This window comes from Gordonia sp. NPDC003376 (genome assembly GCF_053589235.1).
Map to the genome: position 1 here is coordinate 19833 of NZ_JBSFRM010000027.1, position 22948 is coordinate 42780.

The window sequence follows — 22948 nt, forward strand, 5'->3', positions numbered from 1 at the left end:
GATCCGACCTACCCAATTCGGACCCACCTGCCATCACGACGAACCGACAATTCGGAATTCGGAACGTCAGAGATGTTGTTGCAGTTCATATTTCAACCGAGCAAATCGAGCGGCGGCCTCGCCCCGACCCGACCCGAATACTCGGCCCCCGACCGAAACGGTGATGACAATTCTTGCACCACCGCACCAGAATTGAACTCCAACCCATACCGGTGGCCACCCTCCGGATACCACCGGAACCAGTGCATCGCACACTGTTACCGCACACCCACTCTCGCCGGGATCCAGTGTACTTACGGGTAAACCCCGAGATCTCCGGATTATCGATATCTCCGCTATTGCTTTACTAGCAGTACTAAACATATTTGGCGGCACCCCACAACGGATGTCCGCTTTTTCCAATCGAACCCACGAATCCTCGTCGGGATCCCACACCGAATTCAGTTGACACCCCGTCCGCTGTTCATAGGACACCCACAGCAGATCCGAAGGTGACCGCACCGCCTGCCGACATCCGACGACACCGAGCGGGCCCGTTCCCGCGCCCCGCCGCAGCGGCCGGGACACAGCAGAGGAGACGCGTCGGCACGCCGTCGATCGGCGACGACGTCGGCCGATTAGGGTGTTGTCATGGCAGGGCGCAGCATGGATTTCGACCCCATCGCCGAGGCGCGGGACAATTGGACCTCGGCCGGCTGGGGCGAGGTCGCCGACGGCATGGTGGCGGTGACGTCGGTGATGCGCGCACATCAGATCCTGCTCGCCCGCGTCGAGACCGCACTCCGGCCCTTCGATCTCAGTTTCTCGCGCTTCGAGCTCCTGCGGCTCCTCGCATTCTCGCGGCAGGGCGCGCTGCCCATCACCAAGGCCAGCGACCGCCTGCAGGTGCACGTCACGAGCGTCACCCACGCGATCCGTCGTCTCGAGGAGGGCGGACTGGTCACCCGGCTCCCGCATCCCACCGACGGCCGCACCACGTTGGTCGAGATCACCACGCTGGGGCGCACGACGGTCGAGGACGCCACCCGGACCCTCAACGACGAGGTGTTCGCCGACGTCGGGATGTCCGACGACGAGATGACCGGCCTGGTCGGGGCGATCCAGTCGCTGCGCAAGCACAACGGGGACTTCTGACGGGGACGCCCGAAGCAGACCGCCCGAGGGGTCGTCCACAAACCACAGCGCCCGCCCCGAGGTTCGGGACGGGCGCTTCGCGGTCCGAGGGTCTGTTACCGGGTCTGACCGCTCGAATCCGGAGCCGGACTGCCGGGACTCAGTGCAGTGCGGTGATGATCGCGCTGAAGTCCAGATCCGAGTGCTGCTCGGCGAACGCCTTGTACAACTGGGCGGCATGGGTACCCAGCGGGGCGCGGGAACCGGTGTCGGCGATGGCATCCATCGCCAGCCCCAGGTCCTTGTGCATCAGTGCGGTGGCGAAGCCCGGCTTGTAGTCGTTGTTCGCCGGTGACGTCGGCTGCGGTCCCGGGACCGGACAGTTGGTCTCGATGGCCCAGCAGTTGCCGGTCGCCCCGGTGACGACGTCATAGAGCGCCTGATCCGAGAGCCCCAGCTTCTCGGCCAGCACGAAGGCCTCGCCCACGGCGATCTGCTGGACGGCCAGCAGCATGTTGTTGCACACCTTGGCCGCCTGGCCGGCGCCGGTGGCACCGCAGTGGATGATCTTGCCGGCCATCGGATCGAGGGCGCCACGAGCGGCGGCGAAGGCCTCGTCGCTGCCGCCGACCATGAACGCCAGGGTGCCTGCCGTGGCACCCTTGACGCCACCGGAGACCGGGGCGTCGATCTGGGCGTAGCCCGATTGCGCCGCCTTGGCGTTGATCGCCCGGGCGTCGGCCACCGAGATGGTGGAGCTGTCGATGAACAGCGCCCCGGTGGGCGCGGCCTGCAGGATGTCGTCGTAGACCTTCTTGACCAATGCCCCGTTCGGCAGCATCGTGATCACGACCTCGGCGGCGGCGACGGCCTCCACCGCCGTCGGGAAGGTCTCGATCCCGTTGGCCTGTGCGGTCTTCACCGCCTCGGCGACCGGGTCGAACCCGTGCACCGTGTGTCCTGCCTTGACCAGGTTGGCCGCCATCGGCCCGCCCATGTTGCCGAGACCCAGAAAGGCGATCGTCGTCATTGCCGAAACTCCCCTAGTGTGTGTCGAATCCGTGTGATCACTTGCCCGCGAACCTCGACGCGATCGAGCGTCCGAGCACCACGCGCATGATCTCGTTGGTTCCCTCCAGGATGCGATGCACGCGCAGATCCCGGACGATTTTCTCGATTCCGTACTCGTTCAGGTACCCGTAGCCGCCGTGCAGCTGCAACGCCTGGTCGGCGACGGTGAAACACGCGTCGGTGACGTAGCGTTTGGCCATCGCGCACTGCTCCACCTTGTCGGCGGTACCCGCGTCGAGGGCCGACGCCGCATGCCACAGCATGAGCCGCGAGGTCTGCAGCGAGGTGGCCATGTCGGCGAGCGTGAACCGGATGGTCGACTCGTCGATCAGGTTCTGCCCAAAGGCCTTTCGCGACGCGACATAGGCGGCCGCCTTGTCGAAGGCCGCCTGCGCGCCACCGAGTGACGACGCCGCGATGTTGAGTCGGCCGCCGTTGAGCCCGTTCATCGCGATGCCGAACCCGATCCCCTCGGTGGCCCCGAGCAGGCTCGTGGCCGGCACCCGCACCTCGTCGAGGATGACCTGTGCGGTGGGTTGCGCATGCCACCCCATCTTGTGTTCCTGGGCCCCGAAACTCAGTCCGGGTGAACCGTTCTCGACCAGAAACGTGGAGATCCCCTTGGGGCCTGCGTCACCCGTGCGCGCCATGATCACGTACAGGTCGGAGCTGCCCGCACCGGAGATGAACTGCTTGACACCGGTCAGGACGTACTCGTCCCCCACCCGCTCGGCGCGGGTGGCCAGCGCGGCCGCATCCGATCCGGCACCCGGTTCGGTGAGGCAGTAGCTGGCAATGGTGTCCATGCCCGCGAGCCTGGGTACCCAGTGCGCACGCTGCTCCTCGGTGCCGTACCGGTCGACCATCCAGGTGCACATGTTGTGGATGGACAGGAAGGCCGCGACGGCCGGATCGGCATAGGCGAGCTGCTCGAAGATCCGCACCCCGTCGAGGCGGCGCAGACCCGATCCACCGACATCCTCGGAGCAGTAGATCGCCCCCATGCCGAGCTGCGCGGCCTCGCGCAGCTCGGCAACCGGGAAGTGGTTGTCGGCATCCCATGTCAGCGCGAACGGCGCCAGTCGTTTGGCCGCGAAGTCGGCGGCGGTCTCGACGATCACCCGTTCGTCGGCGTCGAGTCCGCCGGCCATGCCGCGGTCGGCGAAGGTCGTCATCGTCTGGACGCCTCAGTCCATCGTCGGGATGACGAACTCGGCGCCGTCCTTGATACCCGACGGCCAGCGAGACGTGATGGTCTTGGTCTTGGTGTAGAACTGGATCGACGCCGGACCGTGCTGGTTCAGATCGCCGAAGCCCGACCGCTTCCAGCCACCGAAGGTGTAGTACGCCACCGGGACCGGGATCGGCACGTTCACACCCACCATGCCCACCTCGACCCGTGCGGTGAAGTCACGGGCGGCGTCGCCGTCGCGGGTGAAGATCGCGACACCGTTGCCGTACTGGTGATCCGACGCCAGCGCGAGGGCCTCCTCGTAGTCGGCGGCACGCACGATCGACAGCACCGGGCCGAAGATCTCGTCGGTGTAGATGACCATGTCCTTGGTGACGTGGTCGAACAGGGTCGGGCCGATGAAGAAGCCGTTCGACAGGTCGTCGTCGTCGAAGGTCTGCTCGTCGGCGACGCGCGCACGGCCGTCGATGACCAGTTCGGCACCCTCCTCGACGCCCTTGCCGATGTAGCCCTTCACACGTTCGAGGGCGGCGGCGGTGACCAGCGGGCCGTAGTCGGCCTTGGGATCCAGGCTGTGTCCGACGCGAAGCGCGTTGACCTTGTCGATCAGCTTGGCGCGCAGCCGCTCTGCGGTCTGCTCGCCGACCGGGACGGCCACGCTGATCGCCATGCAGCGCTCGCCGGCGCTGCCGTAACCGGCGCCGATGAGGGCATCGACGGCCTGGTCGAGGTCGGCGTCGGGCAGGATGATCATGTGGTTCTTGGCGCCACCGAAACACTGCGAACGCTTGCCGTTGGACGCCGCGGTCTCGTAGATGTACTGCGCGATGTCGGAGCTGCCGACGAAGCCGAGTGCCTTGACGTCCGGATGGGTCAGCAGCGCGTCGACGGCCTCCTTGTCGCCGTGGACGACCTGGAAGACACCGTCGGGCAGGCCCGCCTCGGTGAACAGTTCGGCCAGGCGCACCGGCACCGACGGGTCGCGCTCGGACGGCTTGAGGATGAAGGCGTTACCGCAGGCCAGGGCCGGTCCGGCCTTCCACAGCGGAATCATGGCGGGGAAGTTGAACGGGGTGATCCCGGCGACGACGCCGAGCGGCTGGCGCACCGAGTGCACGTCGATCCCGCTGCCGGCACCCTCGGTGAACTCGCCCTTGATCAGGTGCGGGATACCGATGGAGAACTCGATCACCTCGATGCCGCGCTGGATGTCGCCGAGCGCGTCGGGATGGGTCTTGCCGTGCTCGAGGGAGAGCAGGGTGGCCAGCTCGTCGGCGTGCTTGTTCACGAGGTCGACGAAGCGCATCATCACCCGGGCCCGGCGCTGCGGATTCCAGGCGGCCCATTCCTTCTGGGCCTCCTTGGCGGTGGCGACCGCGGCGGCGACCTCGGCGGTCGTGGCCAGCGGGACACGTGAGGCGACCGCGCCGGTGCTCGGATTGAAGACGTCTGCGTGCCGGCCCGCGTCGACGGTCACCTTGGCGCCGTTGAGGTAGTGCGGGATGGTCGGAAGGGAAGATGTTGCGCTCACCGCGAGATCACCTGGACTTCTGTCGGAGATTTCCTGACTGACAGAGCTAATACTAGGACATCCAAGTATTTCTGGGAAGGGGCGGATCCCGGCGGAGTGGCCGCTTAGGATACCCTCATTACCGTTTGCCTCGACTTTTCCCTCAAAGGAGCACCACATGGCCGTCGTCATCCTCTACGGCACCGAGACCGGCAACTGCGAACTCGTCGCCGATGCGATCTCCGACGTTCTCGCCGCCGACCACGATCCGTCGATCTACGACATGAGCGAGTTCGCGGTGGAGGATCTCGACCCTGCCGACTTCCTGGTGGTCGTCTGCTCCACCTACGGCGAGGGCGAGCTGCCCACCGGCGCCGAGCCGTTCGTCGACGAACTCGAGAGCGTCGCCCCCGACCTGACCGGCCTGCGGTTCGCCGTCTTCGGACTCGGCGACACCGTCTACGGCGAGACCTTCAACCGCGGCGGCGAGATCATGGCCGAGAAACTCGGCGCACGCGGTGCCACCCAGGTCGGCGAGCACGCCCGCCACGACAACTCGTCGCCGGTCAAGCCCGGCGTGCAGGCCACCGAGTGGACTCGCGGACTGCTCGCGGTGATCGAGACCGCGAACGTCTGAGGGCCTCCCGGGTCAGGGTCTGATCGACACACCGTCCCCGGCCACCCCGGCCGGTCCCGAGCGGACCGCCGGGGCCGGCAGGTGGCCGCAGCGGACCGCCGACTCCTTGGCGAGTTCGACCACCGAACGGATCATCACCGCGAGCACGATCCCGAGGAACAGCGCGGTGGGCACCGACACCTTGAGGTTCTCGCCGAGCAGGATCACGCCGAGCACCATGGCCACAGCAGGTTCCATCACGTTCATCGCGGGGAACGACGTCTGCAGGTCGCCTGCGCCGAAGCCCTTCTGCTGGGCGACGACCGCCGTCGTCGCGACCACCACGAACAGGTACACCTCGGGGTGCAGCAGCATGTGCGCCGGATGATGGATCAGCTGGTAGACGATCGTCTTGACCAGCAACGCGCTGACGCCGAACAGGGTGCCCGCCGCCAGCCCGTAGAACAGCGCCCGATAGTGCGCGCTGGATCGTCGTGCGCACAACACGCACAGCGCCACCAGGGCGATCACGCACGCCACACTGATCCAGATGACCAGGTCGTCGGGCCGTCGCATCGACGGCTCGGGTCTCGCGATCACCAGGAACGTGCCCACACAGATCACGAGCACCCCGCCCCACACCCACTCCCGCGCCGCCGGGTGACGGTGATCGGCCCACGCCTCCAGCGGCAGGGCGAACAACACCGCCAGCACCACCAGCGGTTGCACCAGCAGGATCGAGCCCAGTCCCAGGGCCGCGGCCTGCAGGGCAAAACCGCAGATCGCGATCCCGGCCCCCAGCCACCATCCGCAGGTGATCGCCCCGGACTCGCGGGACGAACGTTGCCGGAGGACGGTTCCCGACGCGATCAGCAACGCCGCGAGAACGGCGAGCAGCGCGGGAACCCAGGAATGCACGCACACCAGGCTAGAACAGAAATCGGTCACACAAGCGCGTCAGGACACCCTGATCTGTGCCGGATTGTTTGGGACCTGGCGATAATCCACCCATGACCCGCACCCTGATCCTTCTGCGTCACGGCAAGTCCGCCTACCCGGCCGGAGTCGGTGATCACCGACGTCCGCTCGCCGACCGCGGTATCCGGGAGACCGCGTTGGCCGGACAGTGGATGTCCGACGAGGGCCTGAGCGTCGACGCAGTGCTGTGCTCGACGGCCACGCGCACCCGCCAGACCCTCGAATGCACCGGCATCACCGCGCCGACCACCTTCCTCGACGACATCTACGGCGGCACGCCGACCGACATCTTCGAATCACTGCGCATCCATGTCCCGGCCGATGCGTCGACGGTCCTCGTCGTCGGACACGAACCGGGAATGCCCGCCACCGCGCTCACCCTCGACCCCGACGGCGACATCCCACGGTTCCCGACGTCGGCGTATGCGGTGGTGACCGTGGGCAGCGAATGGCCCGAGATCGGCCTGGGCCCCGACCCGCAGGCCCAGCTGCTCGGGGTGCGCATCCCCCGCGCCTGATCGCACCCGGAGCGTCGTCCGGGCCGGAGGCTCCCATCCCCGTGCCCCCCCTGTGTGCTCCTGACGGTGTCCCTCATCCCGGTGTCCCCCATCCCGGTGTCCCCCGTTCAGAGGGCATTCGCGGCGGTGTCCCGCGTTCGGGGGTCCGCCGCGCGGGTGACATCTCCGACCTTTCGGTATCGTGGTTTACGATATTTCTTAATTCGATATTCCGTCATCTACGGTGTGCGGTATCGACATGTCGATACCGCGCGATCCCGACTCCTGGAGTACCCCGTGCCGCTCACCGGTCAGCCGAGCCTCGACCAGCCGCTCTACGAGATCAAGGCCAATCTGTTCAAGGCGCTCGCCCATCCCGCGCGCATCCGCGTGCTCGAAGTGCTCAGCACCAACGACGCCCCCACCCCGGTCAGCGAACTGCTGTCGATCATCGACATCGGGCCGACCACCATGTCGCAGCACCTCGCCGTGCTCAAACGCCATCATGTGGTGCGCGGCGAACGCACCGGCAACGCCGTGTTCTACGAGCTGGCGCACCCCAAGATCTCCGAGCTGCTGGTGATCGCCCGCACCTTCCTGGCCGACACCCTGCAGGCCCACCGCGAGCAACTCGACGCCATCTCGTCGCTGCCGCCGGTCACCCGGCCGTGACCCCGACAGCTGCTGCCGGGGTGGCCACGACCGCCCGGCGCCTGCGTCGGCTGCTGCCCGGTCCCGGCGACTACGCGGGTCTGCGGTCGTCGTGGAAGATCGACATCGTCTCCGGCATCACCGTCGGGGTGGTCGCCCTACCGCTCGCACTGGCCTTCGGCATCTCGTCGGGCGTGGGGGCGGCCGCGGGGCTGATCACCGCGGTCGTCGCGGGCCTGGTTGCCGCGATCTTCGGCGGCTCCCACGTGCAGGTGTCGGGTCCCACGGGTGCGATGGCCGTCATCCTGGCACCGATCGTCGCCGATCACGGCCTGGGCAGCATCGCCCTGGTGTCGGTTCTCGCCGGGCTGATCGTGATGATCGCCGGGGTGGTCGGCCTGGGCCGCGCGGTGACCTTCATCCCGTGGCCGGTGATCGAGGGCTTCACCTTGGGTATCGCGGTCATCATCTTCTTGCAGCAGATCCCCGCGGCCTTCGCGTCGGCCACCCCGGCCGGGGAGCGCACCCTGCCCGCGGCGTGGACGGTGATCGTGCACGCCGACTGGGCGGACGCCGCGGCCACTCTCGGAGTGGTCGCCGCGGTGGCCGTGCTCATGGCCGTCCTCCCCCGCATCCACCGCGCCATCCCCGAGTCGCTCACCGCGATCGTGGTGGTCACCCTGGTGGTGCACTTCGCGCATGTCGACGTGGCCAGTATCGGCGAGCTGCCGTCGTCGCTGCCCGCGCCGGCGCTGCCGCATCTCGACCCCGCGGCCCTGCAGTCGTTGCTGGGTGCCGCGCTGGCGATCGCCGCGCTGGCCGCGATCGAGTCGTTGCTGTCGGCGCGGGTGGCCGCGACGATGTCGCCGACCGGCCCGTACGACCCCGACCGTGAACTGACCGGCCAGGGCCTGGCGTCGATGGCGTCGGGTCTGTTCGGCGGCATGCCCGCCACCGGCGCGATCGCGCGCACCGCGGTCAACGTCCGCTCCGGCGCCCGTACCCGGGTGTCGGCGATCGTGCACGCCGTGTTCCTGCTCGGCGTCGTGTACCTGGCCACCGGTCCCGTGGCGACCATCCCGCTCGCCGCGCTCGCCGGGGTTCTGATGGTGACCAGCTTCCGGATGATCTCGGCGTCGACGATCCGCAAGATCCTGCGGTCCACCCGCTCCGACGCGGCGATCTTCGTCCTGACGGCGGTCGTCACGGTGTGCTTCGACCTGATCGAGGCCGTGCAGATCGGCATCGTCGTCGCCGCGTTCTTCGCCCTGCGGCAGGTGGCGCGCCGGTCCAGTGTGACCCGTGAACCACTGCCCGGACCGCCGCAGCCCGGTGACGAGCACATCGCCCTGCTGCGGCTGGACGGGGCGATGTTCTTCGGCGCGGCCGAGCGTATCTCGACGACGATCAGCGAGGGTGCCGACGCGGCCCCGGTGTCGGTGGTGGTGATCCGGATGTCGCACCTGGGGATGCTCGACGCCACCGGTGCGCACACCCTGGCCGAGATCGTCACCGACCTGGAGTCCCGTGGGATCACGGTGATCATCAAGGGGGTGCGGTCCGAGCACCTCACCCTGCTCACCGGAGTGGGAGTGATCGACTCGCTCCGGCACGAGAATCATCTGATGGATTCACTCGACGATGCCGTCGCGCACGCCCGCAGGCATGTGGCCCTCGCCGCCCGACCGGACTCGTCAGGCTAGGATTTGTCCATCCTGCCCGGCGATCCGGGCGCGGCCATCGGGAGCACACCGACCTGAACGGCCGGGTGTCACCGACCGAAAGGAACAGAAGCATGCGGTTGTCCGTCGCGGAGCGACGCCGACTGACCATCGAGGCCACGCTGCGGGTGATCGCGACCGAAGGCGTCGAGCATGCGACCACCCGGCGGATCGCCGAAGAGGCCGGCGTCCCCCAATCCGGTCTGTTCTACGCCTTCGACAACCGTGACGAGCTGCTCGCCGCCGTGGTCGAGCACGGGATCAACGAGGAGTTGGCCGCACTCACCGCCCGCGTCGAGGCGCTCGAGGCGCAAGGAGCGATCGACGACCTGCGTCCGGAGGACGTGGCCCGGGCCGGGATCGAGGCCTTCGCCACCGACGTCGTCGAGAACCCCACCCGCGAGTACGCGCTGCTGTCGCTGGGCCTGTTCGCCCGCCGGACGCCCGGCCTGGAGCCGCTGGCCATGCACCTCTACAAGGGCTACAACGAGCTGGTCATCCGGATGCTGCACGAGTTCGCCAGGATCGGCGGCTTCCGCTGGTCGGCGCCGGCCGAGGAGATCGCCCCGACCGTCATCGCCGTGACCGACGGCCTGACCATGGGCTACGTGATGACCGCGGACAAGGCCTCGATGGATCGCACCATCGACGCCTTCGTGCGGATGATCAGCACCTACGTCGAACGCTGATCAAGCGTCGGCCGCATCCCCACACGATGATCCAGCCCGCGGCCGCATCCACCACCGATGATCAAGCGCCGGCCGCATCCCCGAACGATGATTGAGCCGGGACCGAGCAACGCGAGGACCCGAGTCGAAATCCCCGCAACCCACGCAGAGTGGTGACACCCCCGACGCGGTCACGTACCCGACATCGGCCGACAGGGGATTCGACACGTCTCGGATCGTGCCACTCACCCGCCCAGTACCGGTGCCACGGGTACGCAGGGCACAGGTCGTGGGTGCGCCGGGTCGAGTGCGTTGAGGACCATGGCCGACGACCGCCGGTTGGCCACGATCGACATGTGGTCGGAGTGGTCGATCGGGCAGCCGTCCTGGACCACGATGTTGCGTACCGACGTTCCCGGCGGACCGGCCAGGATACCGACGTCGTACGGGGTGACGATCTCGTCGTCACGGGTCACGATGTTGGTGTACTGCACACCCGACAGGTAGGGCGTCGGTTCGCGGACCGCGCGATTGAAATCCAGATCTGCGGGCGGTGCAACACAATCCGGGCATGCCGGCCGGGTGGGTTGCGGAAGTCCCAGCAGGGTACGGAATTCCGCGATCGCCCCGCCGCGGGCGTCATCGTCGTCGGGACCCTGCCGCCAGTATGGCGCCAGTGACACGTAGTGGGCGACGTGCCCGCGTCCACCGAGGTATTTCAGCCAGTACGTGGGGATCTCGGTGCCCTGCGAGTGTCCGACGATGTCGACCTGATCGCTGCCGGTGGCGGCACGGACGTGGTCGATGAATTCCTTGAGCTGCCAGGCACTGTCGGGTTTGGGGCCGAGACCGCCGAGCACCGACACCGGCCACACGTCGCCCAGCGCCCCATAGGTGGGGGCATAGACGCAGTAGCCGGCATTGGCGAGGACTGGGGCGAGGGTGCCCCAGTTGGTCTGGCGCCCACCCCCACTGCCGTGGACGAGGATCACCGGCCGCGGATGCTCCCGACTCGGGCGGCAGTCGAAGTCGTTGGTCCCGGGCAGTGAGCCGCCGGGGTGGGCCAACTCGGCCTGGATGCCGGACAAGAAGGAATAGGTGACCGGTTGCGGGGCGGCGTTCGCGCGTGCCGGGGTGGCACTCAGCGCGGCCACCACGGCGATCAACGCGATACCGAACCATCGGGTCATGACGTGGCCTCCCTGTTCTGCTCGTCTACCCTGTTCTGCCCGTCTGCCGGAACCAGGTCGAGGCGCACGCCGAGGAGCCGGATCGGGCGTCCCTGCTCGAACTTCGTCAGCAGACGGGCGACCTCCGGGACGACGGCGTCGCGGTCGGTGGTCGGGGCGGTGAGCTTCTTCGACTTGGTGCGGGTGTAGAACGTCGAGGTGCGCACGGTGACGGCGACCCGGAACGCCACACGCCCTTCGGCACGGACCTGTTCGAGGAGTTCATCGGTGAGTTCGGTTGCGGCTGTCGCAGTCTGATCGGGATCGGTGAGGTCGGCCGGAAAGGTCCGGGATTTGGAGTGCGACTTGGCCTCCCACTCCTCGACGGTGATGGTGGCGTCACCGCCACCACGGCACAGCACATACAACCAGTTGCCCTGGTGCGGCCCGAACCGCTCGATCAGGGCCTCGCGGGGTGTGGCGATGAGTTCGTCGACGCTGCCGATGCCCATGTCGGTGAGTTTGTCGGCGGTGCGCGGTCCGACGCTCCACAGATCGATGGGTGGCGCCGCGCCCATCAGCGGAATCCAGTTGCGGGCGTCGAGCAGGAACACCTTGGGCGGCAGGTCGAGGGCCAGGCCCGATGCAACACCGGTGACATCGCGTTTGGCGAACCCGGTGGCCATCTTGGCGCGCTGCTTGTTGTCGGAGATCCCGACCCGACTCGCCAGGCCGCACCGCTCCGCGACGGCCGCCCGGATGCCGGTGGCGATCTGCAGGATCTGTGTGTCGCCGATCTGGTCCGGCGCCGCGCCGTCTGCCCGGCCGGACGCGTCCAGGTCACCCACACCGGCGTACGCCTCGTCCCAGCCCCACACCTCCACCGGATGTCCGAAGCCGCGCAAGGTGTCCATGACCTGTGCCGACGCCGCGTCATAGGCGGGCATGTCGAGCGGGAGGTACACGGCGTCGGGCAGTTTGCGGTAGGCACTGCGCAGCGGCATCCCCGCGCGCACACCTTGTGCGCGGGCCTCATACGACGCACAGGTGACCACCTTGCGCGCCTCGGTGGGATCTCCGTTGCCGCCGACGATCACCGGCTCGCCGACGAGGTCCGGACTGCGCAGACGTTCCACCGCAACCTGGAACTGGTCGAGGTCGATGTGCAGCAGCCACCGGTATCGGTGTGGGCTGAGCTCGCTCACATCGGCCAGGATACGTCGAGGGCCCGACACCGGTGCCGAACCACCACGCTGGTTCGGCGGATTCGGGAGACATGCCCTAATACAGTTCCGGCCGGCGGTCGGCGAGATAGGTGTGCCCGGCCCTCGAGCGGTCCAGTTCGGCGCGATCGCAGCTGCCGTACAGCACTTCCTCGTCGCGGTCGCCCTGCACCATCACGGTGCCGTCGGGTCCGACGAGTTCACTGAGCCCACCGTAGGCGAGATCGGCTTCGGCACCGACATGGTTGGCATAGGCGAGGAACACCTGATTCTCGAGTGCCCGGGCGGGCAACAGGATTCGCTGCACCTCGTCGTAGGCCGGCATGTTGGCGGTCGGTACGCACACCACATCGGCGCCACGCACCGCGAGGCTGCGCACCATCTCCGGGAACTCCACCTCGTAGCAGGTGAGCAGCCCGAGAGGCCAGCCCCCGAACTCGACGACGGGCGGCGGTCGTGTGCCGGCGGTGACGGCACGGGCGTCGATGTCACCGAACAGGTGCGTCTTGTGGTGGGTGGCCAGGTGGTGCCCGCCGGCATCGACGAGCCTGATCGCGTTGTACACCGACCCTTCCGAACCGTCGGCATCCTCCCCATCCGCCGGGCGGTCGAGCTCCGCGCACCCGTACAGCACGGCGACGCCGTACCAGGTGCACAGTTGGGCCACCCGCGTCGCGATCGGCCCGGCCGCGGTATCGGCGCGGGCCCGCGCCTGCGCGGCGTCGAGGTGGTAGCCGCACACGAACATCTCCGGGGTGATCAGCACATCCGCACGTCCGGCGACCTCGACGAGCACCGATTCGAGACGGGAGAGGTTGTGCTCCACCACATCTGCGTCAGAGATCGTCGGATCGTCGATCGGTGCGCACTGCCACAACGCCAGTCGCAGCGAGTCGGTGTGCGAGTTCATCTACCCGCCCTCACTTCCCGATGTCGATGGGACCGAGCCGGTCGTAGACGTCGCCAGGACCCGGATTGTCGGGGTGGGTGTGCCCGCCGAGGTGCGTCATCACTCCCCACACGGCATTCAGTCCGGTCTGCACGGCACCCTCCACCCAGGCGGGCATGAACGAGACGTCGTCACCGGCGATGAAGATCCCCTGTTCGTCGGACGGGAGGGTGTGCTGATCGTGGAAGTGCCCGTACATGCGCGTGTTGTAGCGGTAGTGCCCGGGCAGGGCGCCCTTGAAGGCGCCCAGGAAGTGGGGGTCGTCCTCCCAGGAGACGGTGATCGGGCGTCCGACGATGTGCTGGGCGATGTCGAGGTCGGGGTAGATCTTGCGTAGCGCCGAGAGTGCCAGTTCCACACGGCGTTCCACCGCGTGCGGCAGCACCTTGAGCGAGTCGCTCATCCACGTGTACGAGAGACAGATGACGCCGGGCCGGTCCGGGCCGTTGTCGAAGAGGTAGGTGCCGCGGGTGAGACGGTCGGTCAGTGTCATGCTGAGCACGTCGCGGCCGGTCACCGGGTGCCGGTCAGTCCAGAACGGACGGTCGACCATGACGAAGGTCTTGGACGACTGCATATAGCGGGTTCGGTCGAGCGCCATCCACAGATCCTGGCTGAACAATGCTTCGTCACAATCGATCTCGGTGGACAGCAGCCACGCCTGGCAGGTGGCGATCACCGCGGGGAACTCGCGGGTGTCGCCCCAGCGGTCGGTGACCTCGATCCGGTTGGGGCCGATCCGGCGCAGGGATCTGACTCCGGCACGCGGCGCCCCGTGATGCAGCGACGACAGACTGGTTCCGACCGGCCAGTGCGTGATCTGTTGTGGCGCATGGGTCCACAACCGGCGTGGCACCTGTTCGGCACCGCCGACGACGAGGTGCTGGTCGGTGTCGCAGTTGGTGAGCACCACTCGCAGGATCTCCAGCATCGAGTTGCCGAAGTCCGAATCCCACCCGCCGGTGCCGAATCCGACCTGCCCGAACAGCTCCCGGTGCCGGAAGGTGAGGGAACCGAATTCGGTTGAGGTGGAGAGGAAATCGTAGAAGCTGCGATCGTCCCACTGTGAGACCAGGGCATTCCAGCGCCGTTTGAGTTCGGCGACGTCCCGGGTGGCGATGGCCTGCTGCAACCCCGAGAACCCGGCGATGCGTTCGAGAGCGGAGTCCCAGGCCTCGGAGATCTCGCGGTAGACCGGCGGCAGGTCGTCGAGGGTCCGCGCGTACAGCGTCTGACCACCGATGTCGATGACGGTGCTGCCCGCGGCCTCCGTGAGCGGATTCGGGAACGGGGCGTAGCGCAGCCCGAAGGTGTCGACGTAGTGGAAGAACGTGCGCGACGAGATCGGGAACCGCATGCCGCCGAGTTCGGCGATCTCCGGTTCGCCCTCGACGAACGGTTCCGACCGCAGCCGTCCACCGATCCGGTCGGCCTCGTACACCACCGGCTTCAGACCCATCCGCATCAACTCGTAAGCGGCAGTCATCCCGGCCATCCCGGCGCCGATGATCGCGACCTCGGTGCCCAGCGCGTCGTCGGGGACGGCACCCAGGCCGGCCGGGTGGGTCAGCCAGTCGTCGTAGGCGAACGGGAAGTCGGGGCCGAAGATCGTGATCGGCGCGTCGGGCTCCATCTCCCGAGCCTAGGGCCTCGCGGCCGGTCGCGACGGGTCGTGATGCGGATCACGTCACCGGCGGGAACCGCCCGGGGCCCGGAAGCGACCACTCTTCTCGACAGCCCTTTCGAGGAAAGCAGGATCGACGACGTGGTCACAGCCCCGCCGACCGACGACACCCCCGCTGCGGACATCCCCGCAGCGGATGCCCCGGCCTCCGGACGACAGCGAGGTGCCGCCGAGCGCTGGCGTCCACTGCTGCTGCGCTGGCATTTCTACGCAGGCATCCTGATCGGCCCGTTCCTGCTGATCGCGACCATCACCGGCCTGCTGTACGTGTTGATCCCGCAGATCGACCGGGCGGTCTACGCCCACGAGCTCACCGTCGACCATGTCGGGTCGGCGACGTCGCCGCTCGGCGACCAGGTGGCCGCCGCACGTGCCGCCCATCCCGAGGGCACGATCGCCTCGGTGACCCCCGCCCCGCGCGCCGGGGACACCACGCGGGTGGTGCTCTCCGTCGACGACGTGCCGCAGGACCGCTCCCGGACGGTGTTCGTCGACCCCTACACCGGCGAGGTGCGGGGTGCTCTGACCACCTACGGCGACTGGTTGCCGGTGCGGGCGTGGTTCGATGACCTGCACCGCAACCTCCACCTCGGCGAGGTCGGCCGCAACTACAGCGAGATCGCGGCGAGCTGGTTGTGGGTGGTGGCGCTCGGTGGTCTGGTGCTGTGGATCGGGTACCGGCGCCGCACACACAAGGCCGATCGCCTGCTCCTCCCCGACCGTGACGCACCGAAGCGTCGCCGCACGCTGAGCTGGCATGGCGCGGTGGGTGTGTGGATCATCGCCGGTCTGCTGGTGTTGTCGGCGTCGGGTCTGAGCTGGTCACGCTATGCCGGGGAGAGCATCTCGGAGTTGCGGACGGCGATGTCGTGGACCTCGCCGTCGGTGTCGACGTCGGCCGGCGCCGGTTCCGGTGAGCACGCCGGCATGGCGGGCATGGCGGGCATGGCGGGCATGGACGGGATGGATGGCATGTCCGCCCCGGCGGCGCCCACGGTGACCGACGCCGACTACACGCGGGTGCTGCAGACCGCCGACGCCGCCGGACTGGTCGGCCCGCTGGTGATCACCCCACCGGCGACGACCGATGCTGCCTGGTCGGTGGCGGAGAATGCGCGCGGCTATCCGAGCCACTACGACGCGATCGCGGTGGATGCGCAGACGTTCGCGGTGACCGACCGGGCGGACTTCGCGCAGTGGCCGCTCGCCGCGAAACTCACCAAGTGGGCGATCAGTGCCCACATGGGCCTGTTCGGGATCATCAACCAGATCGTCCTGATCCTGTTGGCGATCGGTCTGCTGACCGTGATCGTCCGCGGCTACCTGATGTGGTGGCGGCGCCGGCCCGCGGGCGGTGGTCGGCCGAAGGCCCCCGGACGTGGCGCGCTGGGTTCGCTGCACCCGGCCGAGGCGGTGGTGCTGATCGCCGCGGTCGCGGTGATCGGTTGGTATGTGCCGTGGTTCGGTATCCCGCTGGCCCTGTTCGTCATGGTCGATACGGTGCGGGGCATCGCGACTTCACGTCGGGTCGAGGCCGGGAGCGGCAGCCGGTGATCGACGGTCTCCTGCTCCGCTGGGTCGTCACGATCCTGTTCGGGCTCGCCGCCGCCCAATGCCTGTATCTCATCGTGGTGCGGTCGATGCCGTGGCGCTCGTACGTCGGGCATGCACTGCATCTGATCATGTCGGTGGCGATGCTGGTGATGGCGTGGCCGTTCAGCATGGACTGGCCGACCACCGGCCCCATGGCATTCTTCATCCTGGCCGCGGTGTGGTTCCTGGCGAGTCTGGTGTTCCCCGGCTCGGTCCGGAACTCCGACGAATGTGGGTGCGTCCCGCCGGCGACATCGGGGTTCGGGCGCGCCGCCGCGGTCTATCACGCAGCCATGATGGGTGCGATGGCGTGGATGTATGCCGTGATGAACGGCGGGTTGCTGCCCGGCCACGATTCGACCATCACCCATCAGGCGGGCCCGATGGTGGCACCAGGAATCGTTCTGGTGCATGATCATTCGGATCATGGTGGTGGTGACATGCCCGGTATGACCGACATGCACATGGTCGCCCAACCCGGCTATGTGACGCCGGTGAACTGGGTCCTCGCCATCGGCTTCGCACTCGCCACCGTGGTGTGGCTGTACCTGTATCTCGATCGTCGCCGCAGGCCCGGCGCCCCCGACGACGTGCTGTCCTTTGCCGGCGACCTGTGTCAGGTGTTCATGGCGGCGGGGATGTCGATCATGTTCTTCGTGATGGTGGTGTAGCGACGGGGCGGTAGGCGGCGACGGTCGGCACCATTCACGGTACGGTGACCAACACCTCACCGGTCACCACGTTGCGCCACACCACAATCCGCCCCGGATACAGCGTCGGCACCCAGATCCCCACATGCTTGAACTGATGACACGGAACACACAACGGGATCAGATTCTCGGCAATCGTCCACCCACCCGAACGAGGATCGACATGATCGAACGGCACCACATGATCGAGCTGACATTCCTCGGCCACCCGATTACAACACGGCGCACGACAACGCCGATCGGTCAGCAAGACCTGACGCCGTAACGGCTCACCCGGCTGATAGACCAACGCCCCCGGCGGCGGAACCGCCAACCCACCATGCCCAGCCGGATCTACCGGCGAAAGATGTTCGATCTCCACCACATTCGGCGGCCGAGACCGCACCACCAACCGCCCCGCAGCCACCAGGTGCCCCGGCGCCACCGTCCCCGCCCGACGCGGCCGACCCTTCCGAACCCCCTGAGCGACAACCACACCAGAAGCACGATCGAACCGCGCCTCCCGATACAAACCCTGCCACGTGCCATCCGCTGCGATCGTGCGCGCCAGATCCGGATCGATCACCCCATACCCCGGGATGAACGGCACCATCTCCCCCACCACACCCGCCAAGGTCGGCGCATCCACCACTACCTCGACCACCGCCCGCACCGGAGCCACCACGAGTTCGGTCGACCGCACAGGCGAATCGGCATCGGTATCGGCATCTATGTCGGTGTCGGTGGCGGCGTCCGAGCCCGTGCCCGGATCTCCGCCCGGATCAGTACCGGCATCCGGCCGCACCGTCGTCGGACACCCCGGATCACCACACCCACACACCAACCGGCCTTCACCACGCACCAACGCCGTCAACGCCGCAACCCGACGCTGACCCGGCAACCGCGGATCACCCGGACACAACCCCGACACCAACCCCGCAATCCGATCCTCGAGCACCACCGCATCCTGCACCGGAACCATCGCATCGATCGTCGACTGACCATGGCATTCCTTACGGATACGCACATCCTGCTGCTTCTCGAACTCGCGACGCCGCTCGGCCGCACCCGCAGGATCCAGCGAGATCAGCAGCTTCTCCAACTCCTCCCGCAACCCCGACCCGGTGATCGCCGTCACCGCCAACCCGAGCGCGACCTCGACGGCCTCGGCCAGATCGGCCTCGTCATCGAGTGAGACCAGCGCCTCGGCAACGATCCGGGCCTTGTGCTCGGAGAGCACACCCTCGACAAACGCCGACCGCACCCGCGGCAGACCATCGAGCATGCCGCCCAACGAGATCCACCGACCCGCGGTGGTGACCGGCACCTCGAACCGCAACGCGACCGCCCGCAACGCCGCCTTCTGCGGCAGCTCGGCCACATTCAGGCCGTCACACAGCTCCATCACCTGCGCATAGGTCTGCCGCGCCAACGCCGTCGCCGCCAGGATCTTGCGCGCCCCGGCCTGCCGTTCCAACCGCATCGCGGACTGCCCCGCCCGCACCAACCCGGAAGCATCGGCCTGCGCGATACGCGTCAGGTCGCCCTCCGGGTCGGCGTAATCGAACATGCTTTCACACTAGCGGCGGGTACCGACAAAACCGCCAGACCGCACACCCGGCGCCGGTGGAGGTCCGGAGTGCAAGGGATACTTGTCGCTCGGAAGACCCCGCTCGAGGCGACCGGGGACGAGGAGCAGGAGGCAGGACGATGGAGCACGTGCCCGACTCGGTGACACCGCTGTGGGCCACGGCCGGGGCGTTGATCGTGGTCTTGCTCCTCGCGTGGATCTTCAGCGCCATCGCCCGCTGGCTGCTCCGCGGACGCGCCACCCTCGACGGCACCACCGCGATCGTGTTGTCCATCGTCGGCAGCGCGCTGGGACTGTTCATCGCCGGCGCCATCGACCCGCGGCTGCGGATCTGGAGTCCGCTGCCGGTGATCGTCGCGCTCCTCGGATCGATCCTGGTGATCGCCGTGTACGGGGCGATCGCCACGCACCTGCAGCGCGACCTGCGGATGAGCATCCCCGAGCTGATCGCGGCGGGCGAGTCGGCACAGGTGGAGTTCAAGTCGTCGGCCCGCATCAACATGCGGACCGGGGCCAAGGATCCCAAGATGGAGCAGGTGATCGTCAAGACGGTGTCGGCATTCCTCAACGCCGACGGCGGAACACTGCTGATCGGCGTCGACGACGCCGGTACGCCACTCGGACTCGATGCCGACTACGCCACGCTCAAGACACCCGACGCCGACCGCTTCGAGTTGTGGCTGCGTGACCTGCTGACCACGGCGCTGGGGCAGACCGCCGCAGCGGCCGTGGAGGTGTCGGTGGAGGATGTCGAGGCGATCCCGACCGCCGAAACCCCCGACAACCCCGGAAGCCCCGACTCCCCGACAACGCGGCCGGTCTGCCGTGTGGTCGCCGGACCGTCGCCGCGACCGGTGTACCTGCGGCCCGGCAGGAACACCCCGCCCGAGTTCTGGCTGCGTACCGGCAACTCGTCGCGACAGCTCGGCGTGGACCAGGCCAGCGAGTACATCGCCCACCGGTGGCCGATCGGTGCGGGCGCGGCCCTGGCCGCACAGGCCCGGGCCGCGGTGCGGCTCTCGGCCGGTGGCCAGATGTGAGCCGACGGACCGGCGTTCACCCGCCCGACCTCGCGGCACCGGCGATATTGCTGATCATCCCGGTGAAGATGATCCCGTGGAACGGCAGTAAAGAGTACCAGTAGGCTTGCCCGGCAAGGCCTTTCGGAAAGAAGACGGCTCGCTGACGCAGCCTGGTGTGCTGTTCGTCGGCGGCTTCGAGATGCCATTCGAGCCAAGCACCGCCGGGTGTGCGCATCTCCGCACGCAGTCGCAGCAGGTGCGGGCGTTCGATGCGTTCGACTCGCCAGAAGTCGAGGGCGTCGCCGGTGTTCAGACGCTGCGGGTGTCGACGACCGCGCGTCAGTCCGACGCCCCCGGTCAACCGATCGAGCCAGCCCCGTATGGTCCACGCCAGCGGAAACGAGTACCAGCCGTTCTCCCCGCCGATCCCTTCGACGACCTTCCACACCAGGTCGATCGGAGCATCGCAGACGATGCTGCGGGTGTCGGTGTGCACGATGTTGCCCGCCCAGTCCGGGTCCGACGGCAGCGGATCGGCCGGCGCGCCCACGGGAGAGGCGTTCGCCCAGGTGGTCTCGACGTCGCCGTTCTCGATCCGGGCCAGGGCCAGGGCCACGGCGTCGCGGTATCCGGTCGTCCCGCCCGGCGGTGGCGGGATGACGGCGTCGATGTCGTGTTCGGTGGTCACGGCATCGGTGCTGAGGGACTCGATCAGGGCCCGCCCCAGGGCGGGCGGAATCGGGGTGACCAACCCGATCCACAGACCCGCGAGTTTCGGTGTGAGAACCGGCAGGACGAGTATCCGGCGTGGGTGCAGGCCTGCCACATCGGCGTAGATCTGCATCATCTCGCCGTAGCGCAGGACGTCCGGGCCACCGATGTCGTAGGTGCGATTGCACTCCAGCGGCGCGGTGGCGGCGGCGAGCAGGTAGTGGAGCACGTCGCGCACCGCGATCGGCTGGATGTGGTTGTCGACCCACCGCGGTGTGGTCATCAGTGGCAGTCGGTTCGTCAGGTGCCGGATCATCTCGAACGATGCCGACCCCGATCCGATGACCACCCCGGCCTGCAACGCCACCGTCGGCACCCCGGAGCCGATCAGGATCTCGCCGACCTGGCGTCGGGAGCGCAGGTGCATCGACAACCGGTCGGACTGCTCGTGGAGGCCGCCGAGGTAGACGATGCGTCCGACCCCGGCCTTGCGCGCGGCTTCGGCGAGGTTCTCGGCCGCCCGGCGTTCCGCGTCGATGAACGCCCCGCGCCCCATCGAGTGCACGAGATAGTAGACGACGTCGACGTCACGGCAGGCCGCGTCGAGCGACTCCGGGTCGGTGAGGTCTCCGCGGACGACGTCGACGTCGGCCGTCCACGGCACGTCACTGATCTTGTCGGGGTTGCGGGCGAGGGCCCGCACCCGGTGCCCGGCGGCGACGAGACGCGGGGTCAGCCGGCCACCGATGTAGCCGGTGGCGCCGGTGACGAGGATTCGCAGCGGGTTGTCGGTGGGAGTGGTGTCTGTCACGGTATCTCCTGGCCGTGCGGACGTGCCGATGCCAGGGCCCCGGGGAGATCTCGCCCGTGGGGGTCGACAGGCCGACTGGATGGCACGCGCCGCGTGGACGATTCGTCTCTTCGGTGCACACCTGGGTGTTCGTCGCCGACGAGGGCTCGGATGGGCGTGCCGGTCTTCCACAGCGTGCCGGACCACCGCCGGGACTCCCACGACGGCGCGGGGTCGGGCTGCGCCGACGGTGGGCGGCCGATCCGGTTACATTGGTCGGGCACACCACGACGCTTTCTCGACCGGCATCGCCGGAGGACTGCCGTCCCCGACCGGTACAGGAGAGCGAGACGTGGCACCCATCGATGGCGTCGACGAGCCGGCGACGATCCCGCCTCACTCCCCGGCCAGATGATCAGCCCCCATTTCGTCTGGCTCGGTGCGGCGATCTCGCTGATCGGCAGCCTCCGCTATGCGGTGCTCACCCTGCGCGGCAAGGTCATGCCCAACCGCGTGACGTGGTTCCTGTGGGCATTCGCCCCGCTGATCGGATTCGCCGCCCAGATCGCCGACGGCGTCGGCCTCCCCGCGGTGTTCCTGCTCGCCGTCGGACTGGGACCGGCGCTGATCCTGATCGCGTCGTTCGCCGCGCGGTCGGGGTACTGGAAGATCGGACCGTTCGACCTGCTCTGCGGCGGCGCCTCGGTGATCGCCCTGGTCCTGTGGCTGACGTTCGACGATCCGTTGCTCGCGGTGATCGCGGCGTCGACCGCCGACCTGCTGGCGGGTCTGCCGACCATGCGCAAGGCGTGGATCAGCCCCGAGACCGAGCGGCCCGTCGTGTTCCTCGCCGGCATCGTCAACGGCCTGATCACCCTGCTGAGCCTGCAGGTCTGGGAACCCATCACCGTCATCTTCCCGGTCCAGATCACCCTGATGGGGCTCACCTGCGCCACCATCATCCTGGTGCGCGGGCGCGTCGCAGGCGGTGATCCGACAGTTCGACCGCTCGACACCGTCGATCAGGCCGATGGCTGATCGAGGACCGATCCCGTCCGCAATCGGCGACATCCTGGGTTGACGGCATCACCAGCACCGACACCCAGGGAAGGAACCATCATGGACTGGACACTCGAGGTCGCCATGCTCCCGGTCACCGATGTGGACCGCGCCAAGGATTTCTACACCCGCATCGGCTTCCGTCCCGATCACGACCACACCGTCTCCGACGAGGTTCGCTTCGTCCAGATGACCCCGCCGGGATCGGGCTGCTCGATCGCCTTCGGCACGGGCATCGTCGACGGCGCACCCCCCACCACCGGCGTGCACATGCTGTGCGTCTCCGACATCCACGCAGCCCGCAGCCAGCTCCTCGACGCCGGGGTGGAGGTCGGCGACGTCGACGTCCAGCCCTGGGGACAATTCGTCTACTTCGCCGATCCGGACGGCAACCGCTGGAACGTGCAGTATCTGCCGTATCGGTACGAGCAGTGACCGCTGCCGACACCGA

At 68.0% G+C, this 22948-nt stretch carries 21 protein-coding genes; 11 read left to right on the plus strand and 10 right to left on the minus strand.

Annotated features, from left to right (window positions below; translation table 11 throughout):
• Positions 1–630: 630 nt before the first annotated feature.
• Complete coding sequence (locus tag ACWDUA_RS21135; protein ID WP_449752974.1) at positions 631–1134, plus strand: MarR family transcriptional regulator; 504 nt, start codon at positions 631–633, stop codon at positions 1132–1134.
• A 139-nt stretch (positions 1135–1273) separates the two neighbouring features.
• Here ACWDUA_RS21135 and mmsB read toward each other — a convergent pair whose 3' ends face one another.
• The 3 genes from mmsB to ACWDUA_RS21150 are packed head-to-tail and all read right to left on the minus strand — an operon-like array spanning position 1274 to position 4907.
• The gene (mmsB, locus tag ACWDUA_RS21140; protein WP_449752975.1) at positions 1274–2143 is read right to left on the minus strand and encodes a 3-hydroxyisobutyrate dehydrogenase; all 870 of its coding nucleotides are present in this window, start codon (positions 2141–2143) and stop codon (positions 1274–1276) included.
• A 37-nt stretch (positions 2144–2180) separates the two neighbouring features.
• Positions 2181–3359 (minus strand): acyl-CoA dehydrogenase family protein, encoded by a 1179-nt coding sequence (locus ACWDUA_RS21145; protein ID WP_449752976.1) that lies wholly within the window; start codon positions 3357–3359, stop codon positions 2181–2183.
• A gap of 12 nt (positions 3360–3371) precedes the next feature.
• Entirely contained in the window at positions 3372–4907 is a 1536-nt protein-coding gene (locus tag ACWDUA_RS21150) for a CoA-acylating methylmalonate-semialdehyde dehydrogenase (RefSeq protein ID WP_449752977.1), read from the minus strand.
• 157 nt (positions 4908–5064) lie between these two features.
• Between ACWDUA_RS21150 and ACWDUA_RS21155 the strand changes: the two genes are divergently transcribed.
• Entirely contained in the window at positions 5065–5523 is a 459-nt protein-coding gene (locus ACWDUA_RS21155) for a flavodoxin domain-containing protein (protein ID WP_449752978.1), read from the plus strand.
• Positions 5524–5535: 12 nt separating this feature from the next.
• Here the strand turns inward: ACWDUA_RS21155 and ACWDUA_RS21160 are convergent, their stop codons facing one another.
• Positions 5536–6420: a DMT family transporter gene (locus ACWDUA_RS21160; protein ID WP_449752979.1), complete on the minus strand. Its 885-nt coding sequence runs from the start codon at positions 6418–6420 to the stop codon at positions 5536–5538.
• Positions 6421–6512: 92 nt separating this feature from the next.
• Here ACWDUA_RS21160 and ACWDUA_RS21165 point away from each other — a divergent pair, with 92 nt between their 5' ends.
• The 4 genes from ACWDUA_RS21165 to ACWDUA_RS21180 all read left to right on the plus strand — a co-directional run bounded on the left by ACWDUA_RS21165 (position 6513) and on the right by ACWDUA_RS21180 (position 10038).
• Entirely contained in the window at positions 6513–6998 is a 486-nt protein-coding gene (locus ACWDUA_RS21165; protein ID WP_449752980.1) for a SixA phosphatase family protein, read from the plus strand.
• A 276-nt stretch (positions 6999–7274) separates the two neighbouring features.
• Complete coding sequence (locus tag ACWDUA_RS21170) at positions 7275–7649, plus strand: ArsR/SmtB family transcription factor (RefSeq protein ID WP_449752981.1); 375 nt, start codon at positions 7275–7277, stop codon at positions 7647–7649.
• Between the two features lie 41 nt (positions 7650–7690).
• Positions 7691–9331 (plus strand): SulP family inorganic anion transporter, encoded by a 1641-nt coding sequence (locus ACWDUA_RS21175; RefSeq protein WP_449753009.1) that lies wholly within the window; start codon positions 7691–7693, stop codon positions 9329–9331.
• Between the two features lie 92 nt (positions 9332–9423).
• A complete protein-coding gene (locus ACWDUA_RS21180) occupies positions 9424–10038 on the plus strand; it encodes a TetR/AcrR family transcriptional regulator (RefSeq protein WP_449752982.1) in 615 nt (204 codons plus the stop codon).
• 224 nt (positions 10039–10262) lie between these two features.
• Here the strand turns inward: ACWDUA_RS21180 and ACWDUA_RS21185 are convergent, their stop codons facing one another.
• The 4 genes from ACWDUA_RS21185 to ACWDUA_RS21200 form a co-directional block, all read right to left on the minus strand.
• Positions 10263–11207, minus strand: a complete 945-nt coding sequence (locus ACWDUA_RS21185) for an esterase/lipase family protein (protein ID WP_449752983.1) — start codon at positions 11205–11207, stop codon at positions 10263–10265.
• Positions 11204–12391 (minus strand): DNA polymerase IV, encoded by a 1188-nt coding sequence (locus ACWDUA_RS21190; RefSeq protein WP_449752984.1) that lies wholly within the window; start codon positions 12389–12391, stop codon positions 11204–11206. Before ACWDUA_RS21190 ends, ACWDUA_RS21185 begins: the two co-directional genes overlap by 4 nt.
• Before the next feature lie 76 nt (positions 12392–12467).
• Positions 12468–13319, minus strand: coding sequence for a carbon-nitrogen hydrolase family protein (locus ACWDUA_RS21195; RefSeq protein ID WP_449752985.1), 852 nt, complete (start codon positions 13317–13319; stop codon positions 12468–12470).
• A gap of 10 nt (positions 13320–13329) precedes the next feature.
• A complete protein-coding gene (locus tag ACWDUA_RS21200; RefSeq protein WP_449752986.1) occupies positions 13330–14991 on the minus strand; it encodes a flavin monoamine oxidase family protein in 1662 nt (553 codons plus the stop codon).
• 42 nt (positions 14992–15033) lie between these two features.
• Between ACWDUA_RS21200 and ACWDUA_RS21205 the strand changes: the two genes are divergently transcribed.
• Complete coding sequence (locus ACWDUA_RS21205) at positions 15034–16596, plus strand: PepSY-associated TM helix domain-containing protein (protein ID WP_449752987.1); 1563 nt, start codon at positions 15034–15036, stop codon at positions 16594–16596.
• Complete coding sequence (locus ACWDUA_RS21210) at positions 16593–17306, plus strand: DUF5134 domain-containing protein (RefSeq protein ID WP_449752988.1); 714 nt, start codon at positions 16593–16595, stop codon at positions 17304–17306. Before ACWDUA_RS21205 ends, ACWDUA_RS21210 begins: the two co-directional genes overlap by 4 nt.
• 34 nt (positions 17307–17340) lie before the next feature.
• Here ACWDUA_RS21210 and ACWDUA_RS21215 read toward each other — a convergent pair whose 3' ends face one another.
• A complete protein-coding gene (locus ACWDUA_RS21215; protein WP_449752989.1) occupies positions 17341–18894 on the minus strand; it encodes a DUF222 domain-containing protein in 1554 nt (517 codons plus the stop codon).
• A 140-nt stretch (positions 18895–19034) separates the two neighbouring features.
• On the opposite strand from ACWDUA_RS21215, the gene ACWDUA_RS21220 reads away from it, so the two are divergent.
• Positions 19035–19955, plus strand: a complete 921-nt coding sequence (locus ACWDUA_RS21220) for an RNA-binding domain-containing protein (protein WP_449752990.1) — start codon at positions 19035–19037, stop codon at positions 19953–19955.
• A 16-nt stretch (positions 19956–19971) separates the two neighbouring features.
• Here ACWDUA_RS21220 and ACWDUA_RS21225 read toward each other — a convergent pair whose 3' ends face one another.
• On the minus strand, positions 19972–21459 hold the full coding sequence (locus ACWDUA_RS21225) for an SDR family oxidoreductase (RefSeq protein WP_020793359.1): 1488 nt from the start codon (positions 21457–21459) through the stop codon (positions 19972–19974).
• A 390-nt stretch (positions 21460–21849) separates the two neighbouring features.
• Here ACWDUA_RS21225 and ACWDUA_RS21230 point away from each other — a divergent pair, with 390 nt between their 5' ends.
• A complete protein-coding gene (locus tag ACWDUA_RS21230; protein WP_449752991.1) occupies positions 21850–22476 on the plus strand; it encodes a hypothetical protein in 627 nt (208 codons plus the stop codon).
• Between the two features lie 81 nt (positions 22477–22557).
• Positions 22558–22932 (plus strand): VOC family protein, encoded by a 375-nt coding sequence (locus tag ACWDUA_RS21235; protein WP_449752992.1) that lies wholly within the window; start codon positions 22558–22560, stop codon positions 22930–22932.
• The last annotated feature ends 16 nt before the right edge of the window (positions 22933–22948 follow it).

Coding starts and splice junctions, on each gene's coding strand:
- ACWDUA_RS21135 (WP_449752974.1), top strand. CDS start 631: ATGGCAGGGCGCAGCATGGATTTCGACCCCATCGCCGAGGCGCGGGAC.
- mmsB (WP_449752975.1), bottom strand. CDS start 2,143: ATGACGACGATCGCCTTTCTGGGTCTCGGCAACATGGGCGGGCCGATG.
- ACWDUA_RS21145 (WP_449752976.1), bottom strand. CDS start 3,359: ATGACGACCTTCGCCGACCGCGGCATGGCCGGCGGACTCGACGCCGAC.
- ACWDUA_RS21155 (WP_449752978.1), top strand. CDS start 5,065: ATGGCCGTCGTCATCCTCTACGGCACCGAGACCGGCAACTGCGAACTC.
- ACWDUA_RS21165 (WP_449752980.1), top strand. CDS start 6,513: ATGACCCGCACCCTGATCCTTCTGCGTCACGGCAAGTCCGCCTACCCG.
- ACWDUA_RS21180 (WP_449752982.1), top strand. CDS start 9,424: ATGCGGTTGTCCGTCGCGGAGCGACGCCGACTGACCATCGAGGCCACG.
- ACWDUA_RS21185 (WP_449752983.1), bottom strand. CDS start 11,207: ATGACCCGATGGTTCGGTATCGCGTTGATCGCCGTGGTGGCCGCGCTG.
- ACWDUA_RS21195 (WP_449752985.1), bottom strand. CDS start 13,319: ATGAACTCGCACACCGACTCGCTGCGACTGGCGTTGTGGCAGTGCGCA.
- ACWDUA_RS21200 (WP_449752986.1), bottom strand. CDS start 14,991: ATGGAGCCCGACGCGCCGATCACGATCTTCGGCCCCGACTTCCCGTTC.
- ACWDUA_RS21205 (WP_449752987.1), top strand. CDS start 15,034: ATGCGGATCACGTCACCGGCGGGAACCGCCCGGGGCCCGGAAGCGACC.
- ACWDUA_RS21215 (WP_449752989.1), bottom strand. CDS start 18,894: ATGTTCGATTACGCCGACCCGGAGGGCGACCTGACGCGTATCGCGCAG.
- ACWDUA_RS21220 (WP_449752990.1), top strand. CDS start 19,035: ATGGAGCACGTGCCCGACTCGGTGACACCGCTGTGGGCCACGGCCGGG.
- ACWDUA_RS21230 (WP_449752991.1), top strand. CDS start 21,850: ATGATCAGCCCCCATTTCGTCTGGCTCGGTGCGGCGATCTCGCTGATC.
- ACWDUA_RS21235 (WP_449752992.1), top strand. CDS start 22,558: ATGGACTGGACACTCGAGGTCGCCATGCTCCCGGTCACCGATGTGGAC.